We start from the raw sequence: 26,639 nt of genomic DNA, 5'->3' as shown, positions 1-26,639 counted from the left end.
CGCAATGGAGCGCAACACTCAAATCGGCATCTCGCTGATGGTGGCCACCACCTTTGTCTTCGCGATGCAGGACGGGATCTCGCGCCATTTAGGGGGCGAGTACAACGTCTGGATGGTGGTGATGATCCGCTATTGGTTCTTCGCGGCGTTTGTCATCTGGATCACACATCGCAATGGCGGGCTGACCGACGCATTGCGTCCCGCGCGCCCTTGGCTGCAAGTCAGCCGTGGGGCGCTTTTAGCGTTGGAGATTTGTGTGACCATTCTGTCCTTCACATTGCTTGGGCTGGTGGAAAGTCACGCGATTTTCGCAGTTTATCCCCTTATGATTGCGGCCCTATCCGGCCCCGTTCTGGGTGAACATGTGGGTTGGCGCCGTTGGGTGGCCATTGGCATTGGCTTCATCGGCATCCTGATAATTCTACAGCCGGGATCGGGCGTGTTCTCGCCCCTCGCCATCATTCCTTTGCTGGGGGCTGCGATGTTTGCGGTCTATGGACTGATGACGAGGTTGGCGGCCAAGACGGACAGCACGCAGACCAGCTTTTTCTGGACGGGCATAATCGGGGCGGTGTTGATGACCGCGATTGGCATCTGGTTCTGGCAACCCATGTTGCCGGGTGACTGGGCGTGGATGGCGCTGTTGTGCTGCACGGGCGTGTTGGGCCATTGGCTCTTGATCAAATGCTATGAATTTGCCGAAGCCAGCACCGTGCAACCCTTCGCCTATTTGCAATTGGTTTTCGTCAGCTTCATCGGCGTGCTTGTCTTCAACGAGACCTTGCACACCAATGTCGTCATCGGCGCGGTGATCGTCGTGTCCGCAGGCATTTTCACGCTGATCCGCAGCCGCCGCGCTATCGCTTAAGCTCGGTCGACAAGCGCAGGGGTTCGGTTTTCCCTGTCAAGCGCGCACGATAGACAGGCAGGCTTTCGGTGACGCGCATGACATAGTTTCGGGTCTCACGAAACGGGATGTGTTCGATCCAGTCGATGATGTCGACGGACGAGGATCGCACGTCTCCAAAGCGTTCCGTCCAACTGCGCGAGCGACCCGGACCGGCGTTATATCCCACAGATATCAGCACCGGATTGCCCGAGAAATCCTCGATCAGTTTCGCCAGATATTCCGATCCCAACCGCGTGTTGTAAGGGGGGTCTTGCGTGAGGCGTGCACGCGAATAAGGCATGTCCAGTCGCTTGGCCATGTCGGACGCAGTGCCGGGCATCAATTGCATCAAGCCGCGTGCACCTGCTCCGGACACGACCGAGGGATCAAACTCGCTTTCACGGCGTGCGATGGCCAGTTCCAGAGCGCGGGGCACAGAGCGATTGCCGCGCCCAATGTCCGGCGTAGGGAAATAAGGCCGTGCGATAGTGTGCCCTTGGCGTGCCGCTTGCTTGGCGATCATCACTTGCAAGTGTGGTTCGTTCACGCTTTCCGCCCACGCGCCAAGTTGTCCCAACTGTTCGCGAGACAGGCTTTCGGCCAGATGGACGACAAAACGCTCGGCCCAGTAAAGTTCACCCGCCGCTTGCAGAATGCGGGCGGCTTCCATGACGGACCCACCCCAAAAGCTGGCTTGTTTGTGGTCCGGGAAAGGTTCTGTGCCAGTCAGGCGCGGGTCCATGGGGATGTTGGCTTTTTCAGCGGCCAGAAGGCCATAGAAGCTGGTTTGAAACTCGGCCCCAAATTCATAGGCCGCCTGCGCCATCACCTTGTCCCCCAGCGCTTCGTAAGCACGGCCATTCCAGTATCCGGCGCGGCCAAGGCTGATGGGGGTCTGAACTCCTGCTTGAAAGGCTTTGAAATGCGCGCTTGCGGTCAAGGGGTCGTTCAGCTTGCGCAGCGCAAGATAGCCCGCAAGCCATTCCAGATCGTTGCGGTCTGATCCGGTTTCAATGTGGTGAGACGCCGCCAGTTTGTAGGCCTGCTGGGATTTCCCGTCGCGCATCGACCAGCGCGCCAACACGCGCCGCCAACTGCCCCAGCGCTCGGGCTCGCCCAGCGATTGGGCAGATGTCGAGCGTTCTAACAACAGATCCGTCGCATCCTGATTGCGCCCTTTTGATGCGCGCCACAAGAACCGCTCGTAAGCCAGCCCCGGATCGTTGGATAAGTTGGCAGGTACGGCTTTAATCAACGCATCAACGCCGTTTTGCTTTTTGCGCAGCGCGATGCGCGCTTTTACCAAAGCCTGCTGGCCCGAGGACAGAAGCGGCATCATCCGCCCGGCCTCGGTTGTTGCCCCGCGCCACAAAAGCGCATCCGCACGGTCCCAATGATGCGCGCGCAGCGTATCGCCGTAGCGCGACACAAAGGCTTCATGCTCGTCCTGATCCAGTGACAAGGACGTCCACGCGGTCACAATTTGGGCCTTCGCTTCGTCAGTTTTACCAGTCGCCTTCAGCGCTTCGGCCAGACGCAGTGCGCCCTTGCCGGTTTGCGGGGGCTGGTCTTTGAAGAAGTCCAGAACCTCGGATGGGGTGTGATTGTGCGGGATGGATTTCTCGGACCGTTTACGCAGCAGTTTCAGACCGGGCCAGTCGGCGCGGCGCGACAGAAATGCGCGGGTGTCAGCAAAGCTGCCCTTGGCTTCTCGTAATCGATGCCATTCCACGATGTCAGCCGCCAGCGCGCTGCCCTTGCGTGCCTCGGCCCCTGCTGTGCCCCAATCACCCGCGCGCGCAGATTTAATCGCTGTCTGGAAAGCTGCTACAGCGCCCGAATCCTGCGCCAAGGCGCCGGAAACCGAGGGCAAACCCATGAATACGGCCAGCAAAACTGCCGAGGTGAATCGCGATTTGATCCTGTTCATGTGCAAAATCTATCTTTGTGGCGCTAACACGCAACACACAAACTTGGCATTTGCGACGAACCCGGCTAGTTTCCGCCGCGTTTGCGGGGCGATTCAGCGCTGATCCGCAAACGCTTTTGGAAACACAGACAAAAATGGAGCGTGTCATGTTCAAAGGATCTCTTCCTGCCCTGGTTACGCCGTTCAAGGACGGTGCAGTGGATTTCGACGCGCTTAAACGCTTGGTTAATTGGCAGATCGAGGAAGGCTCGTCCGGTTTGGTGCCGGTGGGCACGACCGGCGAAAGCCCGACCCTGACCCATGAAGAGCACGAGGCCGTCATCGAAGCGGTGGTCGAAGCTGCGGCTGGGCGCGTACCAGTCATTGCAGGCGCCGGATCGAACAACACTACCGAATCGCTGCGCTTTATGGAACATGCCAAGCGTGTTGGGGCCGCTGCCGGTCTGGTGGTGACGCCCTATTACAACAAGCCGACCCAACGAGGTTTGATCGCGCATTTTCAGACGTTGGCAGATGCTGTCGATCTGCCCATCGTGATCTACAACATTCCGGGCCGTTCAGTCGTCGACATGACACCCGAGACCATGGGCGTGCTGGCCAAGCACAAGAACATCGTCGGTGTGAAAGACGCCACGGGCGATTTGGCACGCGTCAGCTTTCAACGTATGACTTGTGGCGCGGATTTCGTGCAGCTTTCGGGCGAAGACGCTACGGCGCATGGGTTCAACGCCCAAGGCGGCGTCGGCTGTATCTCGGTCACGGCGAACGTGGCCCCGCGCTTGTGTGCGGATATGCAGGCCGCGACTCTGGCGGGTGATTTTGGCAAAGCGCTGGAAGTTGCAGACAAATTGATGCCGCTGCATCAGGCGATCTTTATGGAGCCGGGGCTTTGCGGTGCGAAATATGGCCTGTCCAAGCTGGGCCGTTGCGGCACCGACGTGCGCAGCCCGTTGACCGAAGTCTCGGCTGAGACCAAGGCCGCCATTGACGCTGCCATGCGTCACGCCGGGTTGATCAACTGATCCGAACGGATGATTTGTGTTACGAGGGCCGCGCATCGTCGCGGCCCTTTGTCTATTTAGGTTGATGGTCTGGACAGTTCGCGGTGCAGGCCCTACATCCGGCACATGGCTAAAGCAAAAGAAGATACCAACTATAAGGTCATCGCCGACAATCGGCGTGCGCGTTATGATTATGCGATCGAGGAAGACATCGAATGCGGCATCGTATTGATGGGCTCCGAGGTAAAATCGCTGCGTCAAGGTGGGTCGAATATTGCTGAAAGCTATGTCGCCGTCGAGGATGGCGAGCTTTACCTAACCAACGCCTATATCGCGCCCTATAAGCAAGCGGTGACTTGGGGGCATTTGGAGCGCCGAAAGCGTAAGCTGCTGGCGTCCAAGCGTGAGATTTCAAGGATGTGGAATGCGACCAGCCGGAAGGGCATGACCCTTGTGCCGCTGGTGATCTATTTCAATCACAAGGGCTTGGTGAAGGTTAAAGTGGGCATTGCCAAGGGTAAGAAGGCCCATGACAAGCGCGCGACCGAGGCCAAGCGGGATTGGGGTCGTCAGAAGCAGCGGCTTTTGCGGCACGGGGATTAAGGGGCTTTGCCCCTCTGCCTTCGGCATTCACCCCAAGGTATTTAGGGCAAGAGGATGGGGGTTAGATGATTCCGAGACTGTCGTAACTGATAAAGCGGACGGGCGTGCCGGTGTTGATGTCCATGGCTTCGTCGGGCAGTTCAACCAACCCCGTTGCCCATGACAGACCCGATATGCGGCCCGACCCTTCGGATTTGAATGCTTCCACTTCGCCGTTTTCGGTCAAGCGCGCGCGTAGATATTCGCGGCGGCCTGCTTTCTTAGACTTGGTGAAGGCGGCAGGAAGCATTGTGCCGGGCGTGGTCAGCCATGGCCCCCCTGCAAGGCGCGAGAAAGCTGGGCGCGCGAAGATCAGCGTGGTGACGAGGGCCGCGACCGGGTTTCCGGGCAGCCCGAAAACGGGTGTGCCGTTCCATTGCGCCAGCGCCAGAGGTCGGCCCGGTTTGATGGCGATCCGCCAGTGGTGCAAAGACCCTGTTTCTTTAAGCAGCGCCGAGACGTGATCCTCGTCCCCTGCAGATGCGCCGCCTGAGGTCAGGATGACGTCCGCTTGTGTTGCAGCTGTGTCGAAGGCTGCTCGCAAGGTGTCGCGGTCGTCGGCCACATGGCCTAGATCGACAGGGGAATAGCCCCAACCTTCGGCCAGTGACAGAAGCATCGGGCGGTTGGCGTCATAGGTGCGGTCGGTGTCAAAGGTGGTGCCGGGCTCGGCCAGCTCGTCGCCAGTGGACAGGACGCCGACGCGTAGCGGTTTGAAGGCTTGGATGTCTGGCAGGCCAAGTGCGGACAGCAGCGCCACGTCAGGCGCGCGCATCTTATGGCCTGCGGGCAGGGCCAGCTTGCCCGCCTCGATATCCTCGCCTGCTGCGCGGGCATTTGCCCCGGGCTTTACGCCTGCGGGGAAGCGCAGAGTTTGTCCGTCGACTTGGACGTCTTCTTGCAAAACCACCGTGTCAACGCCTTCAGGCAGAAGCGCGCCGGTCAGAATGCGGATGGCGTGGCCACGCGGGAAGGTGCCAGTGAAAGGTACCCCAGCGGCGGCGCGTTCGGACATCAGGGGCAGGGCGATGATGTCGTCCTCGGGCAGATCAGCATAGGCGAAGGCATAACCATCGACGGCAGAGTTCGCACCGGGTGGGTTGGACCGGGCGGCCTTGTGATCACTGGCTAGGATACGGCCACGCGCTTGTGCTGTAGGTACGGTTTCAGTATCGACCACGGGCGATAGACGGTCGCGGAGCGTGTCCAGCGCTTCATCGACGGGGGTCCAGTGCACGCCGGGCGGAAGCGCGAAACAGTCGTTCTTCAATCCCTTTGCTTTGCATGGCGCAAGGCCCGTAACATCCGCAATGAAGGCAGCAATCGCAGCGGTGTCGTCCAGATCGAACACGGGCAGGCCGAGGTCCGGTAGGGCTTCGTTGCTGGCGACGGCACGGATCGAGTCGTTCTCTGGGGCCAACAAGTCCTCGCCGGTTTCCACGCGATGCGCCTCGATCTTGGGATGCGGAGCGCCTTTGAACCCTTCCACCAGTACAAGGTCGCAGGGGGTCAGGCCCGCGATCAGCTCGGCCAAACGCGGTTCAGGGGAGTCGCGGAGTTCATGCAGGGTGGCTATGCGCGCGGACGAGGCCAGCACGACCTCTTGCGCGCCTGCCAAACGGTGGCGGTGCGTGTCCGATCCGGGCTTTTCCAGATCGACCCCGTGATGGGTGTGCTTCAGGGTCGAAACGCGTAGGCCTTGGGCGGTGAAATGGGCAATCAGACGCTCCATCAGCCCGGTTTTGCCCGAGTTCTTCCAACCAGTAACACCGAAGATTTTCATGGTGCGGTCTCCAAAAACTGTTCGGCCTGAGCAAGATCGTCTGGTGTGTTCACGTTAAAAAACGGGTCAAACGGCGTGGGGGTGAAGCTGGCGATAGCCGCCCCGTGTTTGTCCGTCCACAGGACGACTTTGCGCAAGCCGTCTTCTAGGGCCGCGCGCAGGTCATCACGAAGAGCCACGGGCCAAAGGCCGAAAGTGGGCTGTCGCATTGCCCCGCGCTGCGGGTCTAGCGTAGCAGCCATCGCGATTTCCGTGCTGTCGCGCTGCGCGGCGATCAGCAGACGGTCCACAATGTCACGCGGAAAAAAGGGCGTGTCGGCCGCGGCGGAAACGACATGGGTCGCGCCCTGTTCTGCCGCCCAATCAAGCCCAGCAAGGACACCCGCCAATGGACCCGCATAGCCATCAATACTGTCGGGCAGGACAGGCAAGCCGGTGTCGGAAAAACGAGAGGGGTCTCCGTTTGCGTTCAGGGCCATGCTGTCGACCTGAGGGGCAAGCCGGTCGATCACGTGGGTGAAAAGCGTGCCGTCGCCCAGCGGCAACCGCCCTTTGTCGCCGCCGCCCATACGAGTGGCCAGACCACCGGCCAGAATGATGCCAAGGGGGCGGGTCATGCGCCTGCCCCCTTGCGGCGGTGCTTGCGGTCTTCGTGAGTCATATGTGCCGGGTCTACATCGCGGACCAATCGTTCCTCGCCCGCCAAACAAGTAAACCGCTGCCCACGCATCCGACCGATCAGGGTCAGTCCAACCTCGTTTGCGATTTCGACGCCCCACGCGGTGAAGCCGGATCGTGAGACCAGCGCGGGAATACCCATCTGCGCGGTTTTGATCACCATCTCCGAGGTCAGGCGACCAGTTGTATAAAGGATCTTATCCGCGCCCGAGACTTTCTGGTCCAGCATCCAACCCGCTACTTTGTCGACGGCGTTGTGGCGGCCCACATCCTCCATATAGACCAGCGGACGATCACCTTCGCACAGGACCGTGCCATGAATCGCGCCTGCTTCCAGGTACAGCGAGGGCGTGCGGTTTATTTTTTGCGACAAGGCATAGAGCCACGAGGTTTTCACAGGCGCGGCGGGAAGGGTTAGCCCCTCAAGCCCTTCCATCATATCGCCAAACACTGTGCCGACTGCGCAGCCCGACGTGCGTGTCTTGCGCGCCAGTTTATCTTCATAGTCGGTCTCGGTTGCGGTGCGCACCACCACCGTGTCGATATCTTCGTCAAAATCCACGCCGATGATCTGGTCGTCTTCGGACAACATCCCCTGATTGCGCAGGAACCCCAGCGCCAGATATTCGGGATAATCGCCGATGGTCATGGCGGTCACGATCTCGCGTCGGTTCAAGAAGATGGTAAGCGGGCGTTCTTCGACCACGTTGATGGTCACAGGCGCGCCGGTTTCGTCATGACCGGCAACCGCACGGGTCAGTCGCGCCGCGCCGGGATCGGGAGCGATCAGATAATCGGAAAGATTGAGTTCGGTGGCCAATTGCAACTCCTGCTGAGACGCCGTAAGCGTTGTGGGTAATTTAGGATTTCCCCATGACAACGTCCAACCCGAAACGACAATTCCTGCGCGGAACACGCGATGCGCTTCCGTTTCTTTTGGTGATCATCCCGTTTGCAGCGCTTTTTGGCGTTGTGGCGACCGAAGCTGGGCTGACCTTGGCTGAAACGATGGGCTTTTCCGTTATGGTTATCGCAGGCGCTGCGCAGTTCACCGCGGTGCAGTTGATGACCGAGAATGCGCCGACGATAATCGTGATCCTGACCGCGCTGGCCGTGAACCTGCGCATGGCGATGTACAGCGCATCCCTGACGCCCTATCTGGGCAGTGCGCCGATCTGGAAGCGGGCTTTGGTCGCCTATATGATGGTGGATCAGGCCTATGCCTTGTCGCAAATCAAATTCGAGATGGAACGTGATCTGACTGTGACAGAGCGTTTCATGTACTATGTCGGCACAGTCGCGCCGTTGATACCGTTTTGGTTTGGCGCCTCTTATCTGGGGGCTGTGGCGGGTACACAGGTGCCACCTGAATTTGCATTGGATTTCGCCCTTCCCATCACATTCCTTGCGATGATCGCACCTGCCCTACGCACATTTGCGCATGTGGCGTCGGCGGCGACGTCGGTCGTGTTGGCGCTGTTAATGGCATGGATGCCTTATGGCTCGGGTCTGCTGGTGGCGGCGATTGGGGCGATGATCGTGGGCGCCCAGGTCGAACTTTATATGGAACGGAGGACCGCCTGATGGAAGAGCTGAATCACACAACAGTTTGGCTGGTCATCTTCGTGATGGCAATTGGCAGCTTCCTGATCCGCTTCAGCTTTTTGGGTCTCATAGGGGACCGCCCGATGCCCGAATGGGTGCTACGCCATTTGCGCTATACGCCCGTTGCTGTGCTTCCGGGCCTCGTCGCGCCGCTTGTGCTGTGGCCGGATGCAACGGGCGGCAATCCTGACCCGGCTCGTTTGGGCGCGGCTTTGATGACGCTGGCTGTGGGGTATTTCACCAAGAATGTGCTGGCCGCAATCCTGTCCGGAGCGGCCACGCTTTACGGGTTGTTGTTCCTGCTGGGATAAGCGGTACGCAGGGCTTATATGCCCTGCGTGATGATCCGTCCGCCCTTGTGGGGGTCGTCGTCGCTGAAACGTTGCGTGCGCACGCCGGGAAGTTTCGCAAACGCGTCCATGATCTTTTTCGGATAATAGGTCTTCGGAATGGATTCAAAGCCCGGCAAGCTGCTTAGGACCGCGCTGACCGACTGGCCACAATGCGCTTTGGGCACCGCGCCATATTGCTCGACTGCGCGTCTGGCCATCTCGGCCACTTGCGGCGAGACAACGATATCCTGCTGTACCATGTCATAGGTCACGCGAGCATGGTAATCGATATAGAAGTCCACCGCCCGATCCGTCATGCCGTATACCACGTCATTGCGTTCAGGCAGGTTCGGATGGTTGAACGTGCCCGCCGGATCAAAGATCACGCGCTGGGATCCGCTAACCATAAGCGCCGAATGCGCCCCAGATCCCGACGCGGTCGAGATCACGGTGAACAAGGTGAGGGTGGGGGCGGCGTCATGCCGATACACGGCATCGGCGACCTCTTGATCGCTCGCCCACACGTTTACCGCCCCACCGCATGCGGCAAGTGAAAGAATCAACGACAGCGCAGCAAGCAATCGAAGCATAGGACCCTCGAACCTAGAAGAAGTTGGATATGCCGGTGTTATGCGCCGACAAGTGCCAAGAATACCAAAATACCCAGAATGGCGATGACCGTCCATTTGGTTACATTGACAAAGCCCGCATAGGTTTTTTCCTGAGAGCTTGTATCCATGGTGCCATGCACGTGTTCAGCCATTGTTCAATTCCTGTTCAGAGTTTGCGTTTTGCACGAGATAACGGATTTCCGGGCCTCTGTCACGGCCCGGATTGCGTTCCAAGGGCGGATTGCGTCTATTCTTCTTCCAGCTGTGCAGCTAAGCGAAACCCGATGCGATTAGGTTCGGCGCTTTCTACCTGTTTGGGAAGGGCGCGCAGCATCACTGAAAGTTGGCTGACATGCTGTACCAATTGGGTTTTTGTGCCCTCTCCGTCCGATCCGTAATAGGTGATGATATCCGGGTCGAAAAAGCCGATTCCCTCAATCCGCAACACGCCCGCGTCGCCGCCAGCAAAGCCCATGGCGACCTCGTGTTCGTTGTCCAGCTGTTCTTCGAAGTTTTTGATATAAAGAATCAGCCGTTCATAGGCCCATTGTGCTGGGCTTTTCTGCTCGACCGGGGTTTCGGCCACTTTGGCGGGAAGCGGTTGATCTTCAACCACAACCGGCCCGGATTCGCTGCAATTGGCGGTATGCGCACGCGGTTGGCGGGCTTTGGATTTGGGGGCGTCGTCAGACATAGAGGCACCGTTCCTTAAACTTAACACCCGCCAAGAGTGACACAGTGCGCGGTGGTCGTCACGTCACGATATGATGAGTGTCGCAATTCGGGTGGAATGTCGGAAACGGGACAGAAACGCGGTGGGGCGGCTGAAAGCGTGGGCTCAAATCAGGAGATATGCCATGAAAATCGGATTTGTAGGGCTTGGGAATGTCGGCGGAAAACTGGCGGGCAGCCTGTTGCGCAACGGTAAGGATTTGACCGTGTTAGATCTGAACCCGGATCTTGTCGCGGAGTTCGTATCGCGCGGCGCGAAAGCTGCTGAAAACCCTGCGAATTTGATGCGTGATTGCGAAGTGGTGATCACTTGCCTGCCGTCGCCCGCGGCCTGCAACGCTGTGGTAAGCGAGATGCTGGACGAGGTTTGCGAGGGCAAGATCTGGTTGGAAATGTCCACCACCGACGAGGCCGAAGTGAAACGGCTGGGTGCCGAGGTTATTGCGCGGGGCGGCGTTGCGGTGGACTGCCCGGTTTCAGGCGGGTGCCACCGGGCGGATACGGGCAATATCTCGATCTTTGCAGGCTGCGATCGGGCGACGTTTGAGCGCGTGCTGCCGATCCTGACCGTGTTGGGCCGAAGGGTGCTGCATACGGGCGAACTTGGCTCGGCCTCGGTTCTGAAGGTGATGACCAACTATTTAGCAACGGCGAACCTGCTGACCTGTTGCGAGGCGCTGGTGACGATGAAAGCTGCCGGGCTGGATCTGGCGACGACCTATGAGGCGATCAAAATTTCCTCGGGCACGTCGTTTGTTCATGAAACCGAAAGTCAGGTGATTCTGAACGGTTCGCGCGACATTTCCTTCACGATGGACCTTGTGAAGAAGGACATTGGCCTGTTTCAGGACATCGCCGAGCGGACCGGCGTGCCGCTTGAAATTTCGCCTTTGATGATCGAGATCTTCAATGACGGGATCGCGCGGTTTGGCGAGCGAGCGCAGTCGGACGACATCATTCGCCGGCTCGAGGAAGCAACGGGTCTGGACATTACCGCGCCCGGATTCCCGGCGGAAATGGTGGATGATGAGCCCGAGGAAGCGGGTTACGAGGTGGTTCCTGCGCGCGGCTAGACCGCGCGCCAAACCCACGCGCCATCTTCGCGCTTGCTGCGGGTGGCGCGGCCTTCGTGCAGAAGGTGGTTCAGGTGGCCCACAGCCTCGACCAGTGCCAATCCATATTCGCCGCCCCTGATTTCGCGTTTGAAAAGCGGTGGGAAGCATTCTCCTGCGGTGTGGGGCTCTGACAGGAACTCTTCCAACCGACGCAAAGCGCTGTGGTGGTTGTCGATCAACTGTCGCATCCGCGTGGGCAGGCCTGTGAAGGGCAGCTTGTGGCCGGGCAGGACCAGTTGGTCGGGCGTGGCGAATTGCTTGAGCCGCTCGTTGGCTTCCAGCCAATCGCCCACCGGGTCGGCATCGGGTTCGGTCGCATAGACGCCAAGATTTGGGCTGATCGTGGCCAGCAGTTGATCGCCGCCGATCACCAATTCCCCGTCGGTGGACCAAAGTGTTGCGTGTTCCGGCGCATGGCCATTGCCCATCCTCACATCCCAATCGCGCCCGCCGAAACGAATGCGGCTGCCTTCCTTGATACGCTTAAAGCCAAGGGGCATATCGGCGACGATGTCGACATAGTTGAAGGGGCGTTCGGTCAGGCGCTTCTCATACACCTCGCGGTCCATCCCCGCTGCCCGCCAATAGGCCAGTGTTTCGTCCACCGGCTCCATCTGTTCATCGAGCAAAAGCATACGGGCGAACAGCCATGCGGTGCGGGTCGTAACCAGCTCTGCGCCGTGATCGCGCTGGAACCAACCGGCGAGGCCTACGTGGTCTGGGTGATGGTGGGTGACGATCACGCGCACCACGGGCTTACCGCCCAGCGGACCTGCCAGCAGCTTTTCCCAGATGCGACGGGCCTTGCCGGTGTCAAATCCGGTATCGACGATGGTCCAGCCTTCTGGATCCTCGAAAGCGAAGACGTTCACGTGGTCCAGCGCCATCGGCAAAGGCAGACGCGCCCAAAGCACACCGGTTGCGACCTCAATGGCTTCGCCCTCGCCGGGGATATCCGGGAAGGGGAAGTTCAGTTTGCCGCTCACGATGCCAAATCTTCCGGGCTGAGTGCATATAGGCCAGCAGCGCCTGCGCGGGCTTGGGTGAACTGGGCCACATGTTCGGGCAGCAAGCGGTTGATGTAGAAACGGGCCAGTTCCGTGCGAGCGCCTTTGCCACCTTCGGCAATCGCTGCTTTCAGATGCATATGCGCGCCCAACACGCGGGCAAAGCCCATCAGGAACGGCACAGCACCGGCGAAGCGGTCTTGCATGTCGCCCTGTTCGACCATCCATTCGACGGTTTCGCGCAGGTCTTCGGCAGCGGACCAGACGGCTTCGGACATGGTGGGGAACATGGCGCGGGCGCCTTCGGCCTGACCCTCGATTTCGTCCAGCAGACGGAACGCCGCTTCGCCGCCGTCCATCATTTTACGGCCCACAAGGTCCATCGCCTGAATACCATTGGTGCCTTCATAGATCGCGGTCACACGCACATCGCGGCAGTACTGAGCTGCTCCGGTTTCTTCGATGAAACCCATTCCGCCGTGGATCTGAACGCCCAGGTGGCTAACCAGAATGCCGGTTTCGGTGCCATAGGCTTTGACGATCGGGGTTAGCAAGGCCGCGCGGGCGGTCCAGCTTTCGTCGCCAGTGGCGCGCGCCATGTCGAGCGCTTTCGCTAGCGACAGCGCCATCGCGCGGGCGGCGAACAGCTCGCTGCGCATCTGCGTCAGCATCCGGCGCACATCGGCGAAATCGATAATCATACCGGTGCCGTTCTCGCCCAGAGGCGAAGGGCCCTGCTTGCGGTCCAGGGCATAGGCCAGAGCTTTCTGGTATGCACCTTCACCAGCACCCAGGCCCTGCACCCCTACACCCAAACGGGCGTTGTTCATCATGGTGAACATCGCGGCCATGCCTTTATGCGGTTCGCCGATCATCCAACCGCGCGCGCCTTCAAACGACATAACCGCCGTCGGGCTGCCATGCAGGCCCATCTTGTGTTCAAGGCTGACGACACGCAGATCGTTCTTTTCGCCGGGGTTACCATCTGCATCCGGGATAAGTTTCGGCACAAGAAACAACGAAATCCCCTTGGTACCCGGTACGCCATCAGGCAAGCGCGCCAGAACCAAGTGGCACACGTTTTCGGTGATGTCGTTGTCGCCCCAGCTGATGAAAATCTTTTGTCCGGTTACCGAATAGGTGCCGTCGCTGTTGTCCACGGCCTTCGAGCTGAGCGCACCCACATCTGACCCTGCCTGAGCCTCGGTCAGGTTCATTGTGCCGGCCCATTCGCCTGAGATCAGCTTGGGCAGGTATAGTGACTTGATGTCTTCGGACGCGTGGTGCTCCAACGCCTCGATTTGGCCTTGGCTCATCAAGGGGCAAAGCTGCAGTGACAGGTTCGCGGCAGACATCATGTCGTTTACAGCTGTTTGCAGTGTTAACGGCAGCCCCATGCCGCCATATTCCGGGTCCGCGGCCATACCGATCCAGCCACCTTCGGCAATCGCGGCATAGCTGTCTGCAAAACCCGGTGAGGTGCGCACAACACCATTTTCAAGGACAGCCGGAGTTAGGTCGCCATCCCGATGCGAGGGCGCCAATTTGTCTTCACACATCTTGCCCGCTTCAGTCAGAACTGCGCTTGCCATGTCACTGGGGGCCTCGGCAAAAAGCTCGGTCGCGGAGATGTCGTCATAGCCGATGATGTGATCAAACAGGAATTGAAAGTCGTCGGTAGTGGCGCGATAAGTCATGTTCGATCCTTGGCTTTGTGGGCTTAGGCCCTTAACTGGTCTTAATTGACCAATTACCGAAGGTCATCTGGTGGGCAAAGGAAAACGCAGCGTCATGGCCGAGCGCGAATTGAAAACCGAGCATTTGCAGGACGACGCGGACGGGATTGCTCGCGCCGCCGAACTGCTGCGCGCGGGCGCTTTGGTGTCCTTCCCGACCGAGACGGTTTACGGGCTGGGGGCGAACGCGACGGATGACCGGGCGGTGGCGCGGATTTTCGAAGCCAAAGGTCGTCCTCATTTCAATCCGTTGATCGTGCATTTGCCCTCGGTCGACGCAGTGGCGGACTATGCCGAGCTGTCTGGCCTCGCCTGTGATCTGGCGATGGCGTTTTGGCCGGGGCCACTTACGCTTGTGTTGCCGTTGAAACCAAACGGGCCGTTATCGGCGCTGGTATCTGCCGGTTTGCCGACCGTTGCGATCCGTGTGCCAGAACATCTTCTGGCGCAACGTCTTCTGCGAACCGCCAATATTCCCGTCGCCGCGCCCTCGGCCAACCCGTCGGGGCGGATCAGCCCCTCGACCGCGCAACATGTGTTAGACGGGCTGTCGGGCCGGATCGAGGCCGTTTTGGACGGCGGCCCCTGTGGTGTTGGGCTGGAAAGCACCATCGTAGGGCTGGACCCTGTACCCACTCTTTTGCGTCCCGGCGGTCTACCGGTTGAAGCGCTTGAAGCTGCATTGGGTGGGCCTCTTGCGTTCCGGGGTCAGGACGAGGCGATCAATGCGCCGGGTCAGCTTCAGTCACATTATGCGCCGATTGCGCGGATGCGTTTGAATGCGGAAACTGTCGCGCCGGGTGAACGTCTGTTGGGATTTGGGGATGTCGAGGCCGTGTTGAATCTGTCGCCCACGGGCGATTTGGTCGAGGCGGCGGCGAATCTTTTTGGCTGTCTTCACAAGCTGGATTCAGAGGGCGAAGCACCGATTGCAGTATCCCCCATTCCCAACCATGGGTTAGGGCGCGCGATCAATGACCGATTGCGTCGGGCCGCTGCACCGCGAGATTAAGTGCGATTAAGCGTGACCGCCTTCAGCCGACAGAAGCAGTGGATCAATACCCAGCTTGGCCAGCGCAGCGGACCACTTTCCGTCGTTATCGGCAGCAAAGACAATCGCCTTCTCGGCATCACAGGTCAGCCACGCATTCTGCTGGATCTCATCCTCGATCTGACCCGGTGACCATCCGGCATAACCCAATGCGGCCAAAGCCTCTTGCGGCCCTTCGCCATGGGCCATTGCCTCGAGAATGTCGCGCGTCGCGGTCATCGAAAACACGTCATCCACTTTCAGCGTCGAGTCATCGTTGTTGTATTCGCCCGAGTGTAAAACGAACCCACGCCCACCTTCGACAGGCCCGCCAAAAAACACCTTTCCTGCCTTGGTGATCGAACTTGCATCGATCTCGAGCTGTGCCAGCACATCGCCCAAGGACAGGTCGGCCGAGGGTTTGTTCACGATCAGCCCCATCGCCCCTTCTGGCGAATGCGCGCACATGAACACCACGGATTTTTCAAACCGCGGGTCGCCCATTCCGGGCATGGCAATCAACAGCTTTCCGCTGAGGTTCATTTCGGTGGGATCGGTGTCGCTCATAGTTAATAGAAAAGCGACCCCAGCGTTGCTTTGCAAGGGCTGGTCACAACTTATCCAGTTTTTGTGATTTTACACCGGCGCGTAGGGGCTTATGTATTTGGGCATGAATATGAAACATGCTTTCCTTGCCGCTGGCCTTGGGGCGCTGTCGCTGGTCACTCCAGCCACGGCCCAATCCGGTGCGTCCTTGTCGCTTGAGGATGTGGCGCAGATCGACGTGCTGCCGGGCTGGCGCGATGCGTCAGGCAACCACATGGCCGCTCTTCGGGTGCGGTTGGCAGATGGTTGGAAAACCTATTGGCGTAGTCCGGGTGACGCGGGCATTCCGCCAAGCCTTGATTGGCGCGGATCGGGCAACCTAGCGGGTGTGACCTTCCACTGGCCGGTGCCCGAGGTATTTGACACAGCCGGCATGCAGACGATCGGCTATTCACACGAACTGATCCTGCCGATGAGCTTGACGCCCAGCCAAGCGGGTCAGCCGATCACGCTTAAAGGCAGGGTGAATCTTGGCGTATGCAGGGATGTGTGCATGCCGATGGACGCCGAGATTTCTGTTACGTTGCCCGCCGAGGCCATGAAAGCGGCGCGTCCGATCAAACGCGCGCTTAGTGAGCGGCCTGATACGGGGGCTGAAGCTGGGGTGCGCAAAGCCATTTGCCAAGTGGAACCGATCAAGGACGGGCTGCGCCTTACGGCGAAAATTGACATGCCCCGTGTCGGGCGTGGTGAAGTGGTCGTGATTGAAACCGCCGACCCCTCGCTTTGGGTGAACACTCTGTCGACCGGTCGGCAGGGCAATGTGCTGACCACCGTGGCCGAGCTTGTTCCGACCACCGGCAAGCCGTTCCTTCTGAACCGCTCGGACGTGCGTTTGACGGTGTTGGCGGCTGGGCGCGGCGTGGATATTCGCGGCTGCACGGGCGGTTAGCGCCAACAGCCGCCCTGTAATGTCGCCAAACGGCCCCGCCGTGCCGCCTTTCCCATTGCGCCTGACCCCATCGCTTTCTATAGACAATCCAACGAAGCCCTTATGGGCCAGAGAGGTTGGCTGTCGACGATCGACCCAGATAGGGGATCAGACGCAGCGTCGTTGAACGTAAGAGGCACCCTCTTTGCGCCCGCATTATGCGTGAAAGGATGTCGCATGACCCGTTTTGCTCTTGTCGTTCTTGGCCTTCTGGCCGGACCCGCCATTGCTCACCCCAGCCATATCGGAGAGGTCGCAGGACATGACCATATCGGGGCGATCATCCTGATTGGTTTGGCAGCGGCCATTGGTCTGTGGGCAGCGCTGAAGGGCCAAAAGGGCAACGACGCCAAGGCAGAAGACGCCGATGCAGACGAGACTGATAGCAAGCCGCAGGAGGCATAACCCGTGTCGAAAATTGGTGTGATGATCTGCGGGCATGGCTCGCGTAGCCAGGACGCTGTGGACCAGTTCGCAGTCCTAGCTGAAAAACTCCCGGCCTACTTCCCAGACGACTGGCTGACCGATTATGGCTATCTGGAGTTCGCAAACCCGGTGATCCGCGACGGTTTGGACCGTCTGCGTGAAGCGGGCTGTGACCGCATTCTGGCCGTGCCGGGCATGCTGTTTGCCGCGATGCACACCAAGAATGACATTCCGACGGTTCTGAACTCCTATGCGGAAAAGCACGGGATCGACGTGACCTATGGGCGCGAACTGGGCGTGGATCCCAAGATGATCGCCGCCGCTGGTGCGCGCATTCAGGAGGCCGTCGACGCCGCCAATGCTGAACAGGGTGAGGTGCCGCTGGAAGAAACCTGCCTTGTGGTTATTGGCCGTGGCGCATCGGACCCGGACGCCAACGGTAACGTCGCCAAGGTGGCGCGCCTGTTGCAGGAAGGCATGGGCTTTGGCTGGTTGGAAGTGGGCTATTCCGGCGTGACCTTCCCATTGGTTGAACCCTGCCTGAACCATGTGACCAAGCTGGGTTACAAGCGCGTCATCGTGTTCCCGTATTTCCTGTTTTCGGGCATCCTGATCGACCGGATCTATGGGTTCACCGACAAGGTTGCCTCTGAAAACCCAGACATCCATTTCGTCAAAGCTGGCTATCTAAACGATCACCCGAAGGTTCTGGAAACCTTTGCCGAGCGTGTGACCGAACAGTTGGGCGAAATGCGCCCGCCGAACTGCGGCACGTGTGGCTATCGTACACAGGTTCTGGCAATGGATGGCGGCGAAGAGAAGACTATTTCCGTCGAGGATCGCGAAAAGCACCCCGCCTTCGCAGACGTTCCGCCGCCCACCTGCGTGATGTGCAAATACCGCGTGGAAGTTCTGGGGTTCGAGGCCGAAGTGGGCGCCATTCAGGAAAGCCATCACCATCACGTTGAAGGGCAGGGGGCATCGGCACCTGGCTCGAACGTGGCGGATTGTAAGATGTGTGACACATTCTGCACCGGCGAATGCCGCCTCTATATCAGTCATCACCACCACCACCATCATCACGATCATGACCACAGCCATGATCACGACCATGGGCATCACCATCACCACCATGATCACGGGTACGATCACCATCATCACCATGATCATGACCACGTACACGCGGAATATCCTCATGCGAAACACCCGCATGGCCCAGAATCGGCACGCTCGAAATGAGCACGGGCCGCCCCCCCTTGCGCTATGAGCGCGACCCGATGGCGATCTATGCCGAAAGCTTCGCGACCCTGCGCCGCGAAGCCCGGTTGGACCGTTTCCCGGGCGGCATGGCAGCGCTGGCAACCCGTGTGATCCACGCCTGCGGCATGGTCGAGGTTGCGGATCGTCTGGCGTTCTCTCAAAACGCCTACGAGGTTGGGCATGCGGCGCTGAAATCCGGCGCACCCGTCTTTTGCGACTGCGAGATGGTGGGCGCGGGGATCATCCGCCGCTATCTGCCCGCCGAGAACGAGGTGATCGTCACCCTGAACGATCCGCGCACGCCGCCTCTTGCGAAAGAGATCGGCAATACGCGCTCCGCCGCTGCGGTCGAGCTGTGGGCGGACAAGCTGGACGGTGCAGTGGTTGCCGTGGGCAACGCCCCCACTGCTTTGTTCCACTTGTTGGAGCTGATTGATGCGGGCGGACCGAAACCCGCCGTGATTCTTGGCTTCCCAGTGGGCTTTGTCGGCGCTGCCGAAAGCAAAGCAGAACTGGCCAACAATTCACGCGGCTGCGAGTTTGTCGCCCTGCGCGGACGTCGCGGCGGCTCGGCGATTGCCTCAGCGGCAGTGAACGCGCTGGCGGCTGGATTGCCGGAGGAGAATGCATGACCCAACGCTGGCTGCATATCATCGGCATCGGAGAAGATGGCGTCGACGGGCTGGCTCCGGCGACCCGTGCGGTTCTGGATGCGGCCGAGGCTATTGTGGGCGGCAAGCGCCATCACGAGATGCTGGACACGCAGGCAGAACGCCTTGCGTGGCCCTCGCCCTTTGACAGTCTGATTTCCGAACTGGAAGCGCGGCATGGCAAGCGTGTGGCGGTGCTGGCGACCGGCGACCCTTTGTGGTTCTCGGTCGGGGCGAAGATTGGCCGTCATTTCGATGCGTCCGAAATTGTCTATCACCCGCAGGTTGGTGCGTTCCAACTGGCCGCCGCCCGCATGGGCTGGTCGATGGCGGATCTGGAAACGCTGACGGTGCACGGGCGCCCTGTCGAGCAGATGATTGCCTTTATCCAGCCGGATGCACGGCTGTTGGTGTTGACCACGGGGTCTGAGACTCCCGCCCAGATCGCCGCCTTCCTGACAGAACGCGGTTTTGGCAAATCCCGCATGACCGTGTTGGCCCATATGGGCGGCGACAAGGAAGCGCGGTTTGATGGGCTGGCGGAAAGCTGGGACCACGAGGTGCCCGAGTTCAACACGCTCGCGGTTGACTGTGTTGCCGCGCCTGATGCCGCCCTGCTGCCGCGCGTGCCGGGGCTGGCGGATAAGCTGTTCCAATCTGACGGCACCATGACCAAGCAAGAGGTCCGCGCGATCACTCTGGCGAAGCTGATGCCGATGCGCGGGGCTTTGTTGTGGGACATAGGAACGGGCTGCGGCTCGGTCGCCGTGGAATGGATGCGCGGTGCCCGTTACGCTCGTGCCATCGGGATCGAACCCAAGCCCGAACGCCGCGCTATGGCAGCTGCGAATGCGTTGGCGCTGGGCGTACCGCGTCTGGAGCTTGTCGACGGCATGGTCCCCGCCGCGTTGGAAGGCCTCGATGCCCCAGATGCTGTGTTCATCGGCGGCGGCCTGACGGAGGAAACCTTCGACGCCGCTTGGGCCGCCCTGCGCCCCTTGGGCCGTCTGGTCGCGAACGCCGTCACCATTGAAAGCGAGATGTGCCTGACCGCGCTACACAAGAAACATGGTGGACAGCTGGTGAAACTGTCTGTGGAACGGGCCGAGGAACTGGGATCTCTGTCCGGCTGGAAACCCCTGCGCCCTGTCACCCAATGGAGCCTGATCAAAAGATGAACGGAACCCTTTACGGGATCGGCCTTGGCCCGGGAGACCCCGAGCTGATGACGCTGAAGGCTGCGCGCCTGATTGCTGCGGCGAAAGTCGTGGCCTATCCGGCGTTAGAACATGGCGACAGCTTCGCGCGGTCCATCGCGGCGGGCCTGATCGCGGACGACGCCGACGAAATCCGCATCCCCGTCCCGATGACGGTCGAACGCGCGCCCGCCCAAGCCGCCTATGACGCGGGTGCTGCGCAGATTGCGGAACGTCTGGAAGCAGGCGACGATGTGGTCGTGTTGTGCGAGGGCGACCCGTTCTTCTATGGCTCGTTCATGTATCTGTTTGCCCGCCTGTCCGATCGGTTCGACTGCGAGATTATTCCCGGTGTAACCTCGATCACTACGGTGGCCGCACGGGCGCAGAAGCCCTTGGTCGCGCGCAACGAACGCCTGACCGTGCTGCCCGGCCCGCTGGACGAAGCTGAACTTCGGTCGCGTATCGAAGGCGCCGAGTCGGTGGCGATCATGAAAGTCGGCCGTCACTTGCCCAAGATCCGCAGCGTGATTGACGACCTCGGCCTGACGGCGAAAGCCACCTATGTGGAGCGCGCCAGCTTGCCTGAAGAAGTCGTTCTGCCCCTGTCCGAGGCGCCTGAAAAGGCCCCCTATTTCTCGATGATCCTGCTTGCGAAAGGAACTGACCCATGGCTGTAACGCCTGTTGTTATCTGCTTGAATGCTTCAGGCGAACCTCTGGCCCACCGGGTCGCGAAACTTCTGGGCGCGCAGGTCCATGGACGCGAGGGACGCGTGGAGAATGCCGACGCGTTCTTTCCCAACGCGCTAGATCACACGCGGATGCTGTTTGCTGCGGGTACGCCCATTGTAGGCGTCTGCGCTGCGGGCATCCTGATCCGCGCCGTTGCACCGATCCTTGCCAACAAACTGGCCGAGCCACCGGTTGTGGCCGTGGCAGATGATGGTTCCGCCGTGCTGCCTTTGCTGGGCGGGCATCGTGGGGCAAACCGTTTGGCCTCGCAGATTGCCGCCGAGATCGGCGCGACCGCTGCTGTAACCACCGCAGGTGACGTGTCGATGGGCGTGGCGCTGGACGAGCCGCCCGTGGGTTATCGTCTGGCCAATCAGAGCGACGCCAAGGAAGCCATGGCAGAACTCTTGTCCGGCGCTGGCGTGTCCATCGTGGGTGAGAACATCTTTGACATCGAAGATGCGGGCGGTTTGGTTGAATTGGTTGTTTCGGAAGCACCGGTCGAGACCGGTCCGACCCGACTGGCCTATCACCCGCAACGCTTCGCGCTGGGCGTGGGCTGTGCGCGCAATGCCGACCCGGAAGAGCTGTGGCAGAACGTGTCCGAACAGCTGGCCGCCGCCAATATTGCACCCGGGGCCATTGCCTGCGTGACCTCGCTTGACTTGAAAGCCGACGAACGTGCGATGAATGATCTCGCTCGACGTCTGGACGTGCCTTTCCGCGTGTTCACCGCAGAAGAACTGGAAGCCGAGTCCGCGCGTCTTGCGAACCCTTCGGATGTTGTGTTCGCGGAAGTTGGCTGTCATGGCGTGTCGGAAGGTGCGGCTCTGGCCGCTGCTGGACCCGACGCCGAACTGGTCGTCGAAAAGGTCAAAACCGCCAACACCACCTGCGCCATCGCGCGTGTACCCGAGCCGATCACCGAGATGCGCGGCCGCACCCGTGGCAAGCTGTCCATCGTCTCGATCGGGCCGGGCCAGCACACATGGCGCACGCCGGAAGCCAGCCACCTGCTGCAAGAGGCCGAGGAGCTGGTGGGCTATGGCCTCTATATCGACTTGATTGGCCCGTTGGCTGCTGGCAAAACCCGGTCCGACTTTCCGCTTGGAGGTGAAGAAGATCGCTGCCGTTATGCACTGGAGCAGGCGGGCAAGGGCAAGAACGTGGCTCTGGTCTGCTCGGGTGACGCGGGCATCTATGCAATGGGCGCGCTGGTCTATGAACTTCTGGACCGCACCGCCGAAGAAAAAGGCGTTTCGGATGCAGCGCGTCGGGTCGAAGTTGTCTCCACCCCCGGTGTGTCCGCGCTGCAAGGGGCAGCCGCCCGTGCAGGCGCGCCATTGGGCCACGATTTCTGCGCCATCTCTCTGTCGGATCTGCTAACCCACCGCGAGGATATCGTGAAGCGTCTGCATGCCGCTGCTGAGGGTGATTTTGTGATCGCTTTCTACAATCCCGTGTCGATGAAGCGTCGCACACTGTTGGCGGAAGCCCGTGATATTCTGCTGAAGCATCGCCCTGCAGACACGCCTGTGATGCTGGCCTCCAACTTGGGCCGCCCGACCGAAAATATCCGCTATCGTCGCCTTGATGAATTGCAGGTGGACGAGGTCGATATGCTGACCGTGGTTCTGGTGGGGTCGTCGAATTCGCGCCTTGCGCAGCTGGGTGAAGGCCCCCGTATGTTTACCCCGCGCGGCTATGCCCGTCGCATTGATGGAGACCTGTCATGACCGTCTATTTCATTGGTGCCGGCCCCGGCGATCCTGAACTTCTGACCCTGAAAGCACAGCGCGTTATCGGCGAATGCCCGGTGTGTCTCTACGCTGGCTCTCTGGTCCCGCCACAGGTTGTTGCCTGCGCTCCTGACGATGCAAAAGTCATGGATACCGCCGCGATGACGCTGGATGACACCCACGCCGAAATCAAAGCCGCCCACGCCCGCGGCGAAGATGTCGCCCGCGTGCATTCCGGCGACCCGTCGCTGTACGGCGCTATTGCCGAACAGATCCGTCGCCTGAACGCCGACGGCATCGACTATCAGGTGATCCCCGGCGTGCCGGCCTATGCGGCTGCCGCTGCCGCTTTGGGCCAGGAACTGACCATCCCCGAGATTGCGCAGTCGATCGTGCTGACGCGTATGTCGATGCAGTCGACCTCGATGCCCGAGGGCGAAACGCTTGAGAATTTCGCAAAGACCGGCGCCACGCTGGCCATCCACCTTGCCGTGCGCAACATGCGCGAGATCGAGCGGGTGCTGACGCCCTATTACGGCGAGGATTGCCCCGTGGTTGTCGCCTATCGCGTCGGCTGGCCGGACGAGATGCTCATTCGCGGCACCATCGCGGACATCCGCAAAAAGGTCCGCGCTGAAAAGATCACCCGCACCGCGCTGATCCTTGTTGGGCCTGCACTGGACCGCGGGCGCGACTTCAAGGATTCAGCACTTTATGATCCGGAAAAGCCTCATGTGCTGCGTCCGGTGGTTGGTGTCGATTTGGTGGAAGATAACAATACATGATCTGATGGCGGGGCTGCTTCGTATCCGGAATATGCAGTCCAAGAGGTTGATATGACCGTCCAAGATTCCGGCCCCGCCATTCTTCTATATCGCAATGATCTGCGCTTGTCGGATCATGCCGCGTTGACAGCCGCCAGCGCTGGCGATCGACGCGTTGTGTGTCTGTACGTGAATGATCCTTTTCCTCCCGACGTAATGGGCGGAGCTCAGCGGTGGTGGTTGCATCACTCGTTGACCGCTTTAGCGGCGCAGATCGAGCAGTTGGGCGGGCAGTTGGTGTTGCGCTCAGGTCCAGAGCACACGGTACTGTCGCAAGTGATCGCGGAAACAGGTGCAGAGGAGGTGCACTGGTCGCGTCGCTACACGCCCAATGCGGTCGCCGCGGACACTGTCCTGAAGACGCAGTTGAAGTCCAAGGGTATTCGGGCAGAAAGCCACACGGGGCGTTATCTGTTTGAACCGTGGAAGGTGTCGACTAAATCTGGCACGCCCTTTCGTGTCTTCACCCCGTTCTGGCGCGCGTGTCTGGCCCAGTTGGATCAGGTGACAACAGCCTTACCCATCCCTGCCGAGTTAAAATTCCATCGACAACTACGGAGTGAGGACCTGCCAGATTGGGGACTACTGCCGTCACACCCAAACTGGGCTTCAGAATTTGGCCGGTTTTGGGCGCCGGGCGAGGCCGGGGCGTTTGCACGGTTGGATTGTTTTCTGAACGAGCGGGTGAAAGGCTATGCCGATGGGCGCAATTTTCCTGCCGAGGCGCGTGTTTCGAACCTGTCTCCACATCTGCAAATGGGCGAGATCACTCCGCGCCAGATATTGGCCAGTTTGCGCCGTGCCTTGGTGACCGGAGATGTCGGAGACCGCGACGCGTCTAAGTTCTTGGCCGAGATCGGTTGGCGCGAATTCGCGGCGTATCTGCTGTATCACACCCCCAGCTTGCCCGATGTGGAGTTCCAGCCGAAATTCGTTCCTTTTCCATGGCGCAACGCGCCTGGTGATCTGACCGCATGGCAGCGCGGACAAACCGGGTATCCCATCGTGGATGCAGGTATGCGCGAACTGTGGCAAACTGGCACGATGCATAACCGTGTGCGGATGATCGTGGCTTCGTTCCTGACCAAGCATCTGCGCATCAACTGGCGTCAGGGGCTTGAGTGGTTTCATGATACGCTGTTGGACGCGGATGTTGCATCAAACGCGGCCAGTTGGCAGTGGGTGGCAGGCTGCGGGGCGGATGCCGCGCCCTATTTTCGGATTTTCAATCCTATCACGCAGGCCGCGAAATTTGACCCAACCGGTTCGTATATTCGCTGTTGGGTGCCAGAGCTGGCGAACCTGCCAGACCGCCATCTTGGCGCTCCTTGGCAGGCGCCTGAGGCGGTGTTGCTAGGGGCAGGCGTGCGCTTGGGGGCAACATATCCAAACCCCATCGTGGACCATGCCAGTGCTCGTTCATCCGCGCTTGATGCCTTTAGCGCGCTCTAACTGCAGTCTCGATTATTACTCAAGGTTAACACTCGGTTTACTTGACCGATACATATCTTGTGCAATGATAGTCATCTGCTTTGGGAGGGGACGAACCGTGGAATATCTGCCAAAAGAAGTGCGCGAGGGACTGGAAGCTGCGCGCAAGAAAGACCTTAAAAAGAAGAGCCGTTTGCGCATACGTGTGAATGAAGAAGTCTTTCCGATTCTGAAATTCTGGGAAACGGGATTCGCGCTGGACGCGGAACGCGCGCCACATTTGCGCGGGTTGGTGGACCTGTATGATGGGTCGCGACACCTATATCAGTGCTTGATTATCGCCTCGGAAGAGGAAGACGGTCAGATGAAATATGAATTCAAACGAAAGGCGGAAGCCCATGACACCGTGCCGCGAGATTATGCTCAAGAAGATGACGCCCCGGTTGCACTGATCCGAGGGCATTAGCGCCGAGTTTTGAACAAGAAAGCCCGCGCTGGACGAACCCGCGCGGGCTTTTGTGTTTGTTACTGCAAATCCGCGAAGGCGGCCTTAAGGCGCGCGCAGGCCTCTTCGACATGTGCGCGTGGGGTGGCCAGGTTGAAACGCAGGAAGGTCTCGCCACCTTTACCGAACGTCTCGCCGTGGTTCACGGCCAGTTTGGCGTCTTGTTCGACCCGGCGGCGGTATTCGGCAACCTCCATCCCGGTGCCCGAGAAATCGACCCACGCCAAATAGGTTGCCTCCATCCGCATCGAGGCTAGACCGGGAATGCCCGCAATCGTTGCATCAAACAGTTTCCGGTTCTCGTCGATATAGGCGACGACGCCGTCCACCCATTCGGCGCCCTCGGGTGAATAGGCCGCTTCGGCCATGACTATGCCGAAGGAATTGGCCGAGATGCCCATCGCAGCCATGCGTCCTACGAACTTTGCGCGAAGGTCCGGGTCTGGAACAATGACATTTCCAGAATGCGAGCCTGCAATGTTGAAGGTCTTTGTCGTGGCTGTCATCATGACCAACCTGTCTTCGATCCCGTCGATTTTCGTCATGGGGATGTGGGTCGCACCGGGGAAGACCAAATCATGGTGGATCTCGTCCGAGACAATGATCAGATCGTGGCGGCGTGCGAAATCGGCGACGCCTTCCAGTTCTTCCTTGGTCCAGACACGGCCGCCGGGGTTGTGCGGTGAACACAGGATCAACATTTTCTCGTTGCCCTGCATCATGCCGTCATAGGCAGCGAAATCCATTTCATAGCGCCCGTCATTGTTCACCAAGGGGCATTCGCGCAAGTCACGTTCGGCAGCACGGATCACACGGGCGAAGGCGTGGTAAACCGGGGTAAACAACACAACTCCATCGCCGGGATTGGTGAAGGCGTCGACGCACATCGCTGTGCCGTTGACCAGCCCGTGGGTGGTGAAAATTGCGGCTGGGTCGACCTTCCAATCGTGGCGGGTTTTCATCCACCAGCAAATGGCGTCTTTGTACGATGTTTCATCGCCGTAATAGCCATAGATGCCGTGATCCAGCATGCCTTGCAGTGCGTTCTGAACCGCTGCAGGCGGGCGGAAATCCATATCTGCCACCCACATGGCGATGCCCTCGTCCTTGGGTACGCCATAGATCTTCTCCATCATGTCCCATTTGGCGGAATGAGTGCCGCGGCGCTCGATGACTTCGTCGAAATTCATGGTGTCTCCTTCGGGATGGCGTTTTGGGGCACGTTAGCGGCTTTGGCGGCGGGCGC

General features: G+C 59.9%; 28 protein-coding genes. 17 read left to right on the top strand and 11 right to left on the bottom strand.

The features are described from left to right. The first annotated feature begins 4 nt into the window (after nt 1–4). Nucleotides 5–868, top strand: a complete 864-nt coding sequence (locus ACXAH3_RS06325) for a DMT family transporter (RefSeq protein ID WP_474861231.1) — start codon at nt 5–7, stop codon at nt 866–868. On the opposite strand, the gene ACXAH3_RS06320 is transcribed toward ACXAH3_RS06325, so the two are convergent. After that, a complete protein-coding gene (locus ACXAH3_RS06320; RefSeq protein ID WP_474861230.1) occupies nt 858–2,819 on the bottom strand; it encodes a lytic transglycosylase domain-containing protein in 1,962 nt (653 codons plus the stop codon). The two genes, ACXAH3_RS06325 and ACXAH3_RS06320, sit on opposite strands and share 11 nt — an antisense overlap. 146 nt (nt 2,820–2,965) lie before the next feature. On the opposite strand from ACXAH3_RS06320, the gene dapA reads away from it, so the two are divergent. Beyond that, nucleotides 2,966–3,841, top strand: a complete 876-nt coding sequence (gene dapA / locus ACXAH3_RS06315; protein ID WP_474861229.1) for a 4-hydroxy-tetrahydrodipicolinate synthase — start codon at nt 2,966–2,968, stop codon at nt 3,839–3,841. Nucleotides 3,842–3,946: 105 nt separating this feature from the next. Further along, complete coding sequence (gene smpB, locus ACXAH3_RS06310) at nt 3,947–4,423, top strand: SsrA-binding protein SmpB (protein WP_474861228.1); 477 nt, start codon at nt 3,947–3,949, stop codon at nt 4,421–4,423. Nucleotides 4,424–4,484: 61 nt separating this feature from the next. Here smpB and ACXAH3_RS06305 read toward each other — a convergent pair whose 3' ends face one another. Genes ACXAH3_RS06305 through ACXAH3_RS06295 form a run of 3 tightly spaced genes read right to left on the bottom strand, consistent with a single transcriptional unit; the run spans nt 4,485 to nt 7,749 of the window. Then, nucleotides 4,485–6,245 (bottom strand): bifunctional molybdopterin-guanine dinucleotide biosynthesis adaptor protein MobB/molybdopterin molybdotransferase MoeA, encoded by a 1,761-nt coding sequence (locus ACXAH3_RS06305; RefSeq protein ID WP_474861227.1) that lies wholly within the window; start codon nt 6,243–6,245, stop codon nt 4,485–4,487. Next, nucleotides 6,242–6,862: a molybdenum cofactor guanylyltransferase MobA gene (mobA, locus tag ACXAH3_RS06300; protein ID WP_474861226.1), complete on the bottom strand. Its 621-nt coding sequence runs from the start codon at nt 6,860–6,862 to the stop codon at nt 6,242–6,244. Before mobA ends, ACXAH3_RS06305 begins: the two co-directional genes overlap by 4 nt. Next, on the bottom strand, nt 6,859–7,749 hold the full coding sequence (locus ACXAH3_RS06295) for a formate dehydrogenase accessory sulfurtransferase FdhD (protein WP_474861225.1): 891 nt from the start codon (nt 7,747–7,749) through the stop codon (nt 6,859–6,861). Before ACXAH3_RS06295 ends, mobA begins: the two co-directional genes overlap by 4 nt. Before the next feature lie 47 nt (nt 7,750–7,796). Between ACXAH3_RS06295 and ACXAH3_RS06290 the strand changes: the two genes are divergently transcribed. Together ACXAH3_RS06290 and ACXAH3_RS06285 are read left to right on the top strand one after the other, a co-directional pair. Next, a complete protein-coding gene (locus tag ACXAH3_RS06290) occupies nt 7,797–8,507 on the top strand; it encodes an AzlC family ABC transporter permease (protein ID WP_474861224.1) in 711 nt (236 codons plus the stop codon). Further along, nucleotides 8,507–8,839 (top strand): AzlD domain-containing protein, encoded by a 333-nt coding sequence (locus ACXAH3_RS06285; protein WP_474861223.1) that lies wholly within the window; start codon nt 8,507–8,509, stop codon nt 8,837–8,839. Before ACXAH3_RS06290 ends, ACXAH3_RS06285 begins: the two co-directional genes overlap by 1 nt. 14 nt (nt 8,840–8,853) lie before the next feature. Here the strand turns inward: ACXAH3_RS06285 and ACXAH3_RS06280 are convergent, their stop codons facing one another. From ACXAH3_RS06280 to ACXAH3_RS06270, 3 genes are all read right to left on the bottom strand, one after another. Further along, a complete protein-coding gene (locus tag ACXAH3_RS06280) occupies nt 8,854–9,450 on the bottom strand; it encodes a hypothetical protein (RefSeq protein ID WP_474861222.1) in 597 nt (198 codons plus the stop codon). A gap of 38 nt (nt 9,451–9,488) precedes the next feature. Further along, nucleotides 9,489–9,623 (bottom strand): aa3-type cytochrome c oxidase subunit IV, encoded by a 135-nt coding sequence (locus tag ACXAH3_RS06275; RefSeq protein ID WP_474861221.1) that lies wholly within the window; start codon nt 9,621–9,623, stop codon nt 9,489–9,491. Nucleotides 9,624–9,718: 95 nt separating this feature from the next. Continuing rightward, nucleotides 9,719–10,165: a DUF6173 family protein gene (locus ACXAH3_RS06270; RefSeq protein WP_474861220.1), complete on the bottom strand. Its 447-nt coding sequence runs from the start codon at nt 10,163–10,165 to the stop codon at nt 9,719–9,721. A 163-nt stretch (nt 10,166–10,328) separates the two neighbouring features. Between ACXAH3_RS06270 and ACXAH3_RS06265 the strand changes: the two genes are divergently transcribed. Then, complete coding sequence (locus tag ACXAH3_RS06265) at nt 10,329–11,276, top strand: NAD(P)-dependent oxidoreductase (RefSeq protein ID WP_474861219.1); 948 nt, start codon at nt 10,329–10,331, stop codon at nt 11,274–11,276. On the opposite strand, the gene ACXAH3_RS06260 is transcribed toward ACXAH3_RS06265, so the two are convergent. Both ACXAH3_RS06260 and ACXAH3_RS06255 read right to left on the bottom strand, forming a co-directional pair. Beyond that, a complete protein-coding gene (locus tag ACXAH3_RS06260; RefSeq protein ID WP_474861218.1) occupies nt 11,273–12,304 on the bottom strand; it encodes an MBL fold metallo-hydrolase in 1,032 nt (343 codons plus the stop codon). The genes ACXAH3_RS06265 and ACXAH3_RS06260 overlap by 4 nt on opposite strands. Continuing rightward, nucleotides 12,301–14,022, bottom strand: a complete 1,722-nt coding sequence (locus ACXAH3_RS06255) for an acyl-CoA dehydrogenase (RefSeq protein ID WP_474861217.1) — start codon at nt 14,020–14,022, stop codon at nt 12,301–12,303. Before ACXAH3_RS06255 ends, ACXAH3_RS06260 begins: the two co-directional genes overlap by 4 nt. 94 nt (nt 14,023–14,116) lie before the next feature. On the opposite strand from ACXAH3_RS06255, the gene ACXAH3_RS06250 reads away from it, so the two are divergent. Beyond that, nucleotides 14,117–15,073: an L-threonylcarbamoyladenylate synthase gene (locus ACXAH3_RS06250; RefSeq protein WP_474861216.1), complete on the top strand. Its 957-nt coding sequence runs from the start codon at nt 14,117–14,119 to the stop codon at nt 15,071–15,073. Nucleotides 15,074–15,079: 6 nt separating this feature from the next. On the opposite strand, the gene ACXAH3_RS06245 is transcribed toward ACXAH3_RS06250, so the two are convergent. Beyond that, on the bottom strand, nt 15,080–15,658 hold the full coding sequence (locus ACXAH3_RS06245) for a YqgE/AlgH family protein (protein ID WP_474861215.1): 579 nt from the start codon (nt 15,656–15,658) through the stop codon (nt 15,080–15,082). A 109-nt stretch (nt 15,659–15,767) separates the two neighbouring features. Here ACXAH3_RS06245 and ACXAH3_RS06240 point away from each other — a divergent pair, with 109 nt between their 5' ends. The 10 genes from ACXAH3_RS06240 (at nt 15,768) to ACXAH3_RS06195 (ending at nt 25,354) form a co-directional block, all read left to right on the top strand. Continuing rightward, the gene (locus ACXAH3_RS06240; protein WP_474861214.1) at nt 15,768–16,589 is read left to right on the top strand and encodes a protein-disulfide reductase DsbD domain-containing protein; all 822 of its coding nucleotides are present in this window, start codon (nt 15,768–15,770) and stop codon (nt 16,587–16,589) included. Between the two features lie 216 nt (nt 16,590–16,805). After that, the gene (locus tag ACXAH3_RS06235; RefSeq protein ID WP_474861213.1) at nt 16,806–17,033 is read left to right on the top strand and encodes a DUF6732 family protein; all 228 of its coding nucleotides are present in this window, start codon (nt 16,806–16,808) and stop codon (nt 17,031–17,033) included. A 21-nt stretch (nt 17,034–17,054) separates the two neighbouring features. Next, nucleotides 17,055–18,293: a sirohydrochlorin chelatase gene (locus ACXAH3_RS06230; RefSeq protein ID WP_474861805.1), complete on the top strand. Its 1,239-nt coding sequence runs from the start codon at nt 17,055–17,057 to the stop codon at nt 18,291–18,293. Then, nucleotides 18,290–18,946 (top strand): precorrin-8X methylmutase, encoded by a 657-nt coding sequence (locus ACXAH3_RS06225; protein ID WP_474861212.1) that lies wholly within the window; start codon nt 18,290–18,292, stop codon nt 18,944–18,946. The genes ACXAH3_RS06230 and ACXAH3_RS06225 overlap by 4 nt, the downstream gene beginning before the upstream one ends. Beyond that, a complete protein-coding gene (gene cbiE / locus ACXAH3_RS06220; protein WP_474861211.1) occupies nt 18,943–20,142 on the top strand; it encodes a precorrin-6y C5,15-methyltransferase (decarboxylating) subunit CbiE in 1,200 nt (399 codons plus the stop codon). Before ACXAH3_RS06225 ends, cbiE begins: the two co-directional genes overlap by 4 nt. Further along, nucleotides 20,139–20,840, top strand: a complete 702-nt coding sequence (gene cobI, locus ACXAH3_RS06215; RefSeq protein WP_474861210.1) for a precorrin-2 C(20)-methyltransferase — start codon at nt 20,139–20,141, stop codon at nt 20,838–20,840. Before cbiE ends, cobI begins: the two co-directional genes overlap by 4 nt. Further along, nucleotides 20,831–22,630 (top strand): precorrin-3B C(17)-methyltransferase, encoded by a 1,800-nt coding sequence (cobJ, locus tag ACXAH3_RS06210; RefSeq protein ID WP_474861209.1) that lies wholly within the window; start codon nt 20,831–20,833, stop codon nt 22,628–22,630. The genes cobI and cobJ overlap by 10 nt, the downstream gene beginning before the upstream one ends. After that, nucleotides 22,627–23,418 carry a precorrin-4 C(11)-methyltransferase gene (gene cobM / locus ACXAH3_RS06205; protein WP_474861208.1) on the top strand — a complete coding sequence of 264 codons (792 nt, stop codon included), beginning with the start codon at nt 22,627–22,629 and terminating at the stop codon, nt 23,416–23,418. Before cobJ ends, cobM begins: the two co-directional genes overlap by 4 nt. A 51-nt stretch (nt 23,419–23,469) precedes the next feature. After that, nucleotides 23,470–24,909 carry a cryptochrome/photolyase family protein gene (locus ACXAH3_RS06200; RefSeq protein WP_474861207.1) on the top strand — a complete coding sequence of 480 codons (1,440 nt, stop codon included), beginning with the start codon at nt 23,470–23,472 and terminating at the stop codon, nt 24,907–24,909. Nucleotides 24,910–25,006: 97 nt separating this feature from the next. Beyond that, the gene (locus ACXAH3_RS06195) at nt 25,007–25,354 is read left to right on the top strand and encodes a hypothetical protein (RefSeq protein WP_474861206.1); all 348 of its coding nucleotides are present in this window, start codon (nt 25,007–25,009) and stop codon (nt 25,352–25,354) included. A 59-nt stretch (nt 25,355–25,413) separates the two neighbouring features. On the opposite strand, the gene ACXAH3_RS06190 is transcribed toward ACXAH3_RS06195, so the two are convergent. Next, entirely contained in the window at nt 25,414–26,583 is a 1,170-nt protein-coding gene (locus ACXAH3_RS06190; protein WP_474861205.1) for a MalY/PatB family protein, read from the bottom strand. Between the last annotated feature and the right edge of the window lie 56 nt (nt 26,584–26,639).

This window comes from Aliiroseovarius sp. ABM4_368 (genome assembly GCF_056161205.1).
Note: the sequence above shows the minus strand (reverse complement) of the source record. Positions and strands in the feature narration are given on the sequence as shown.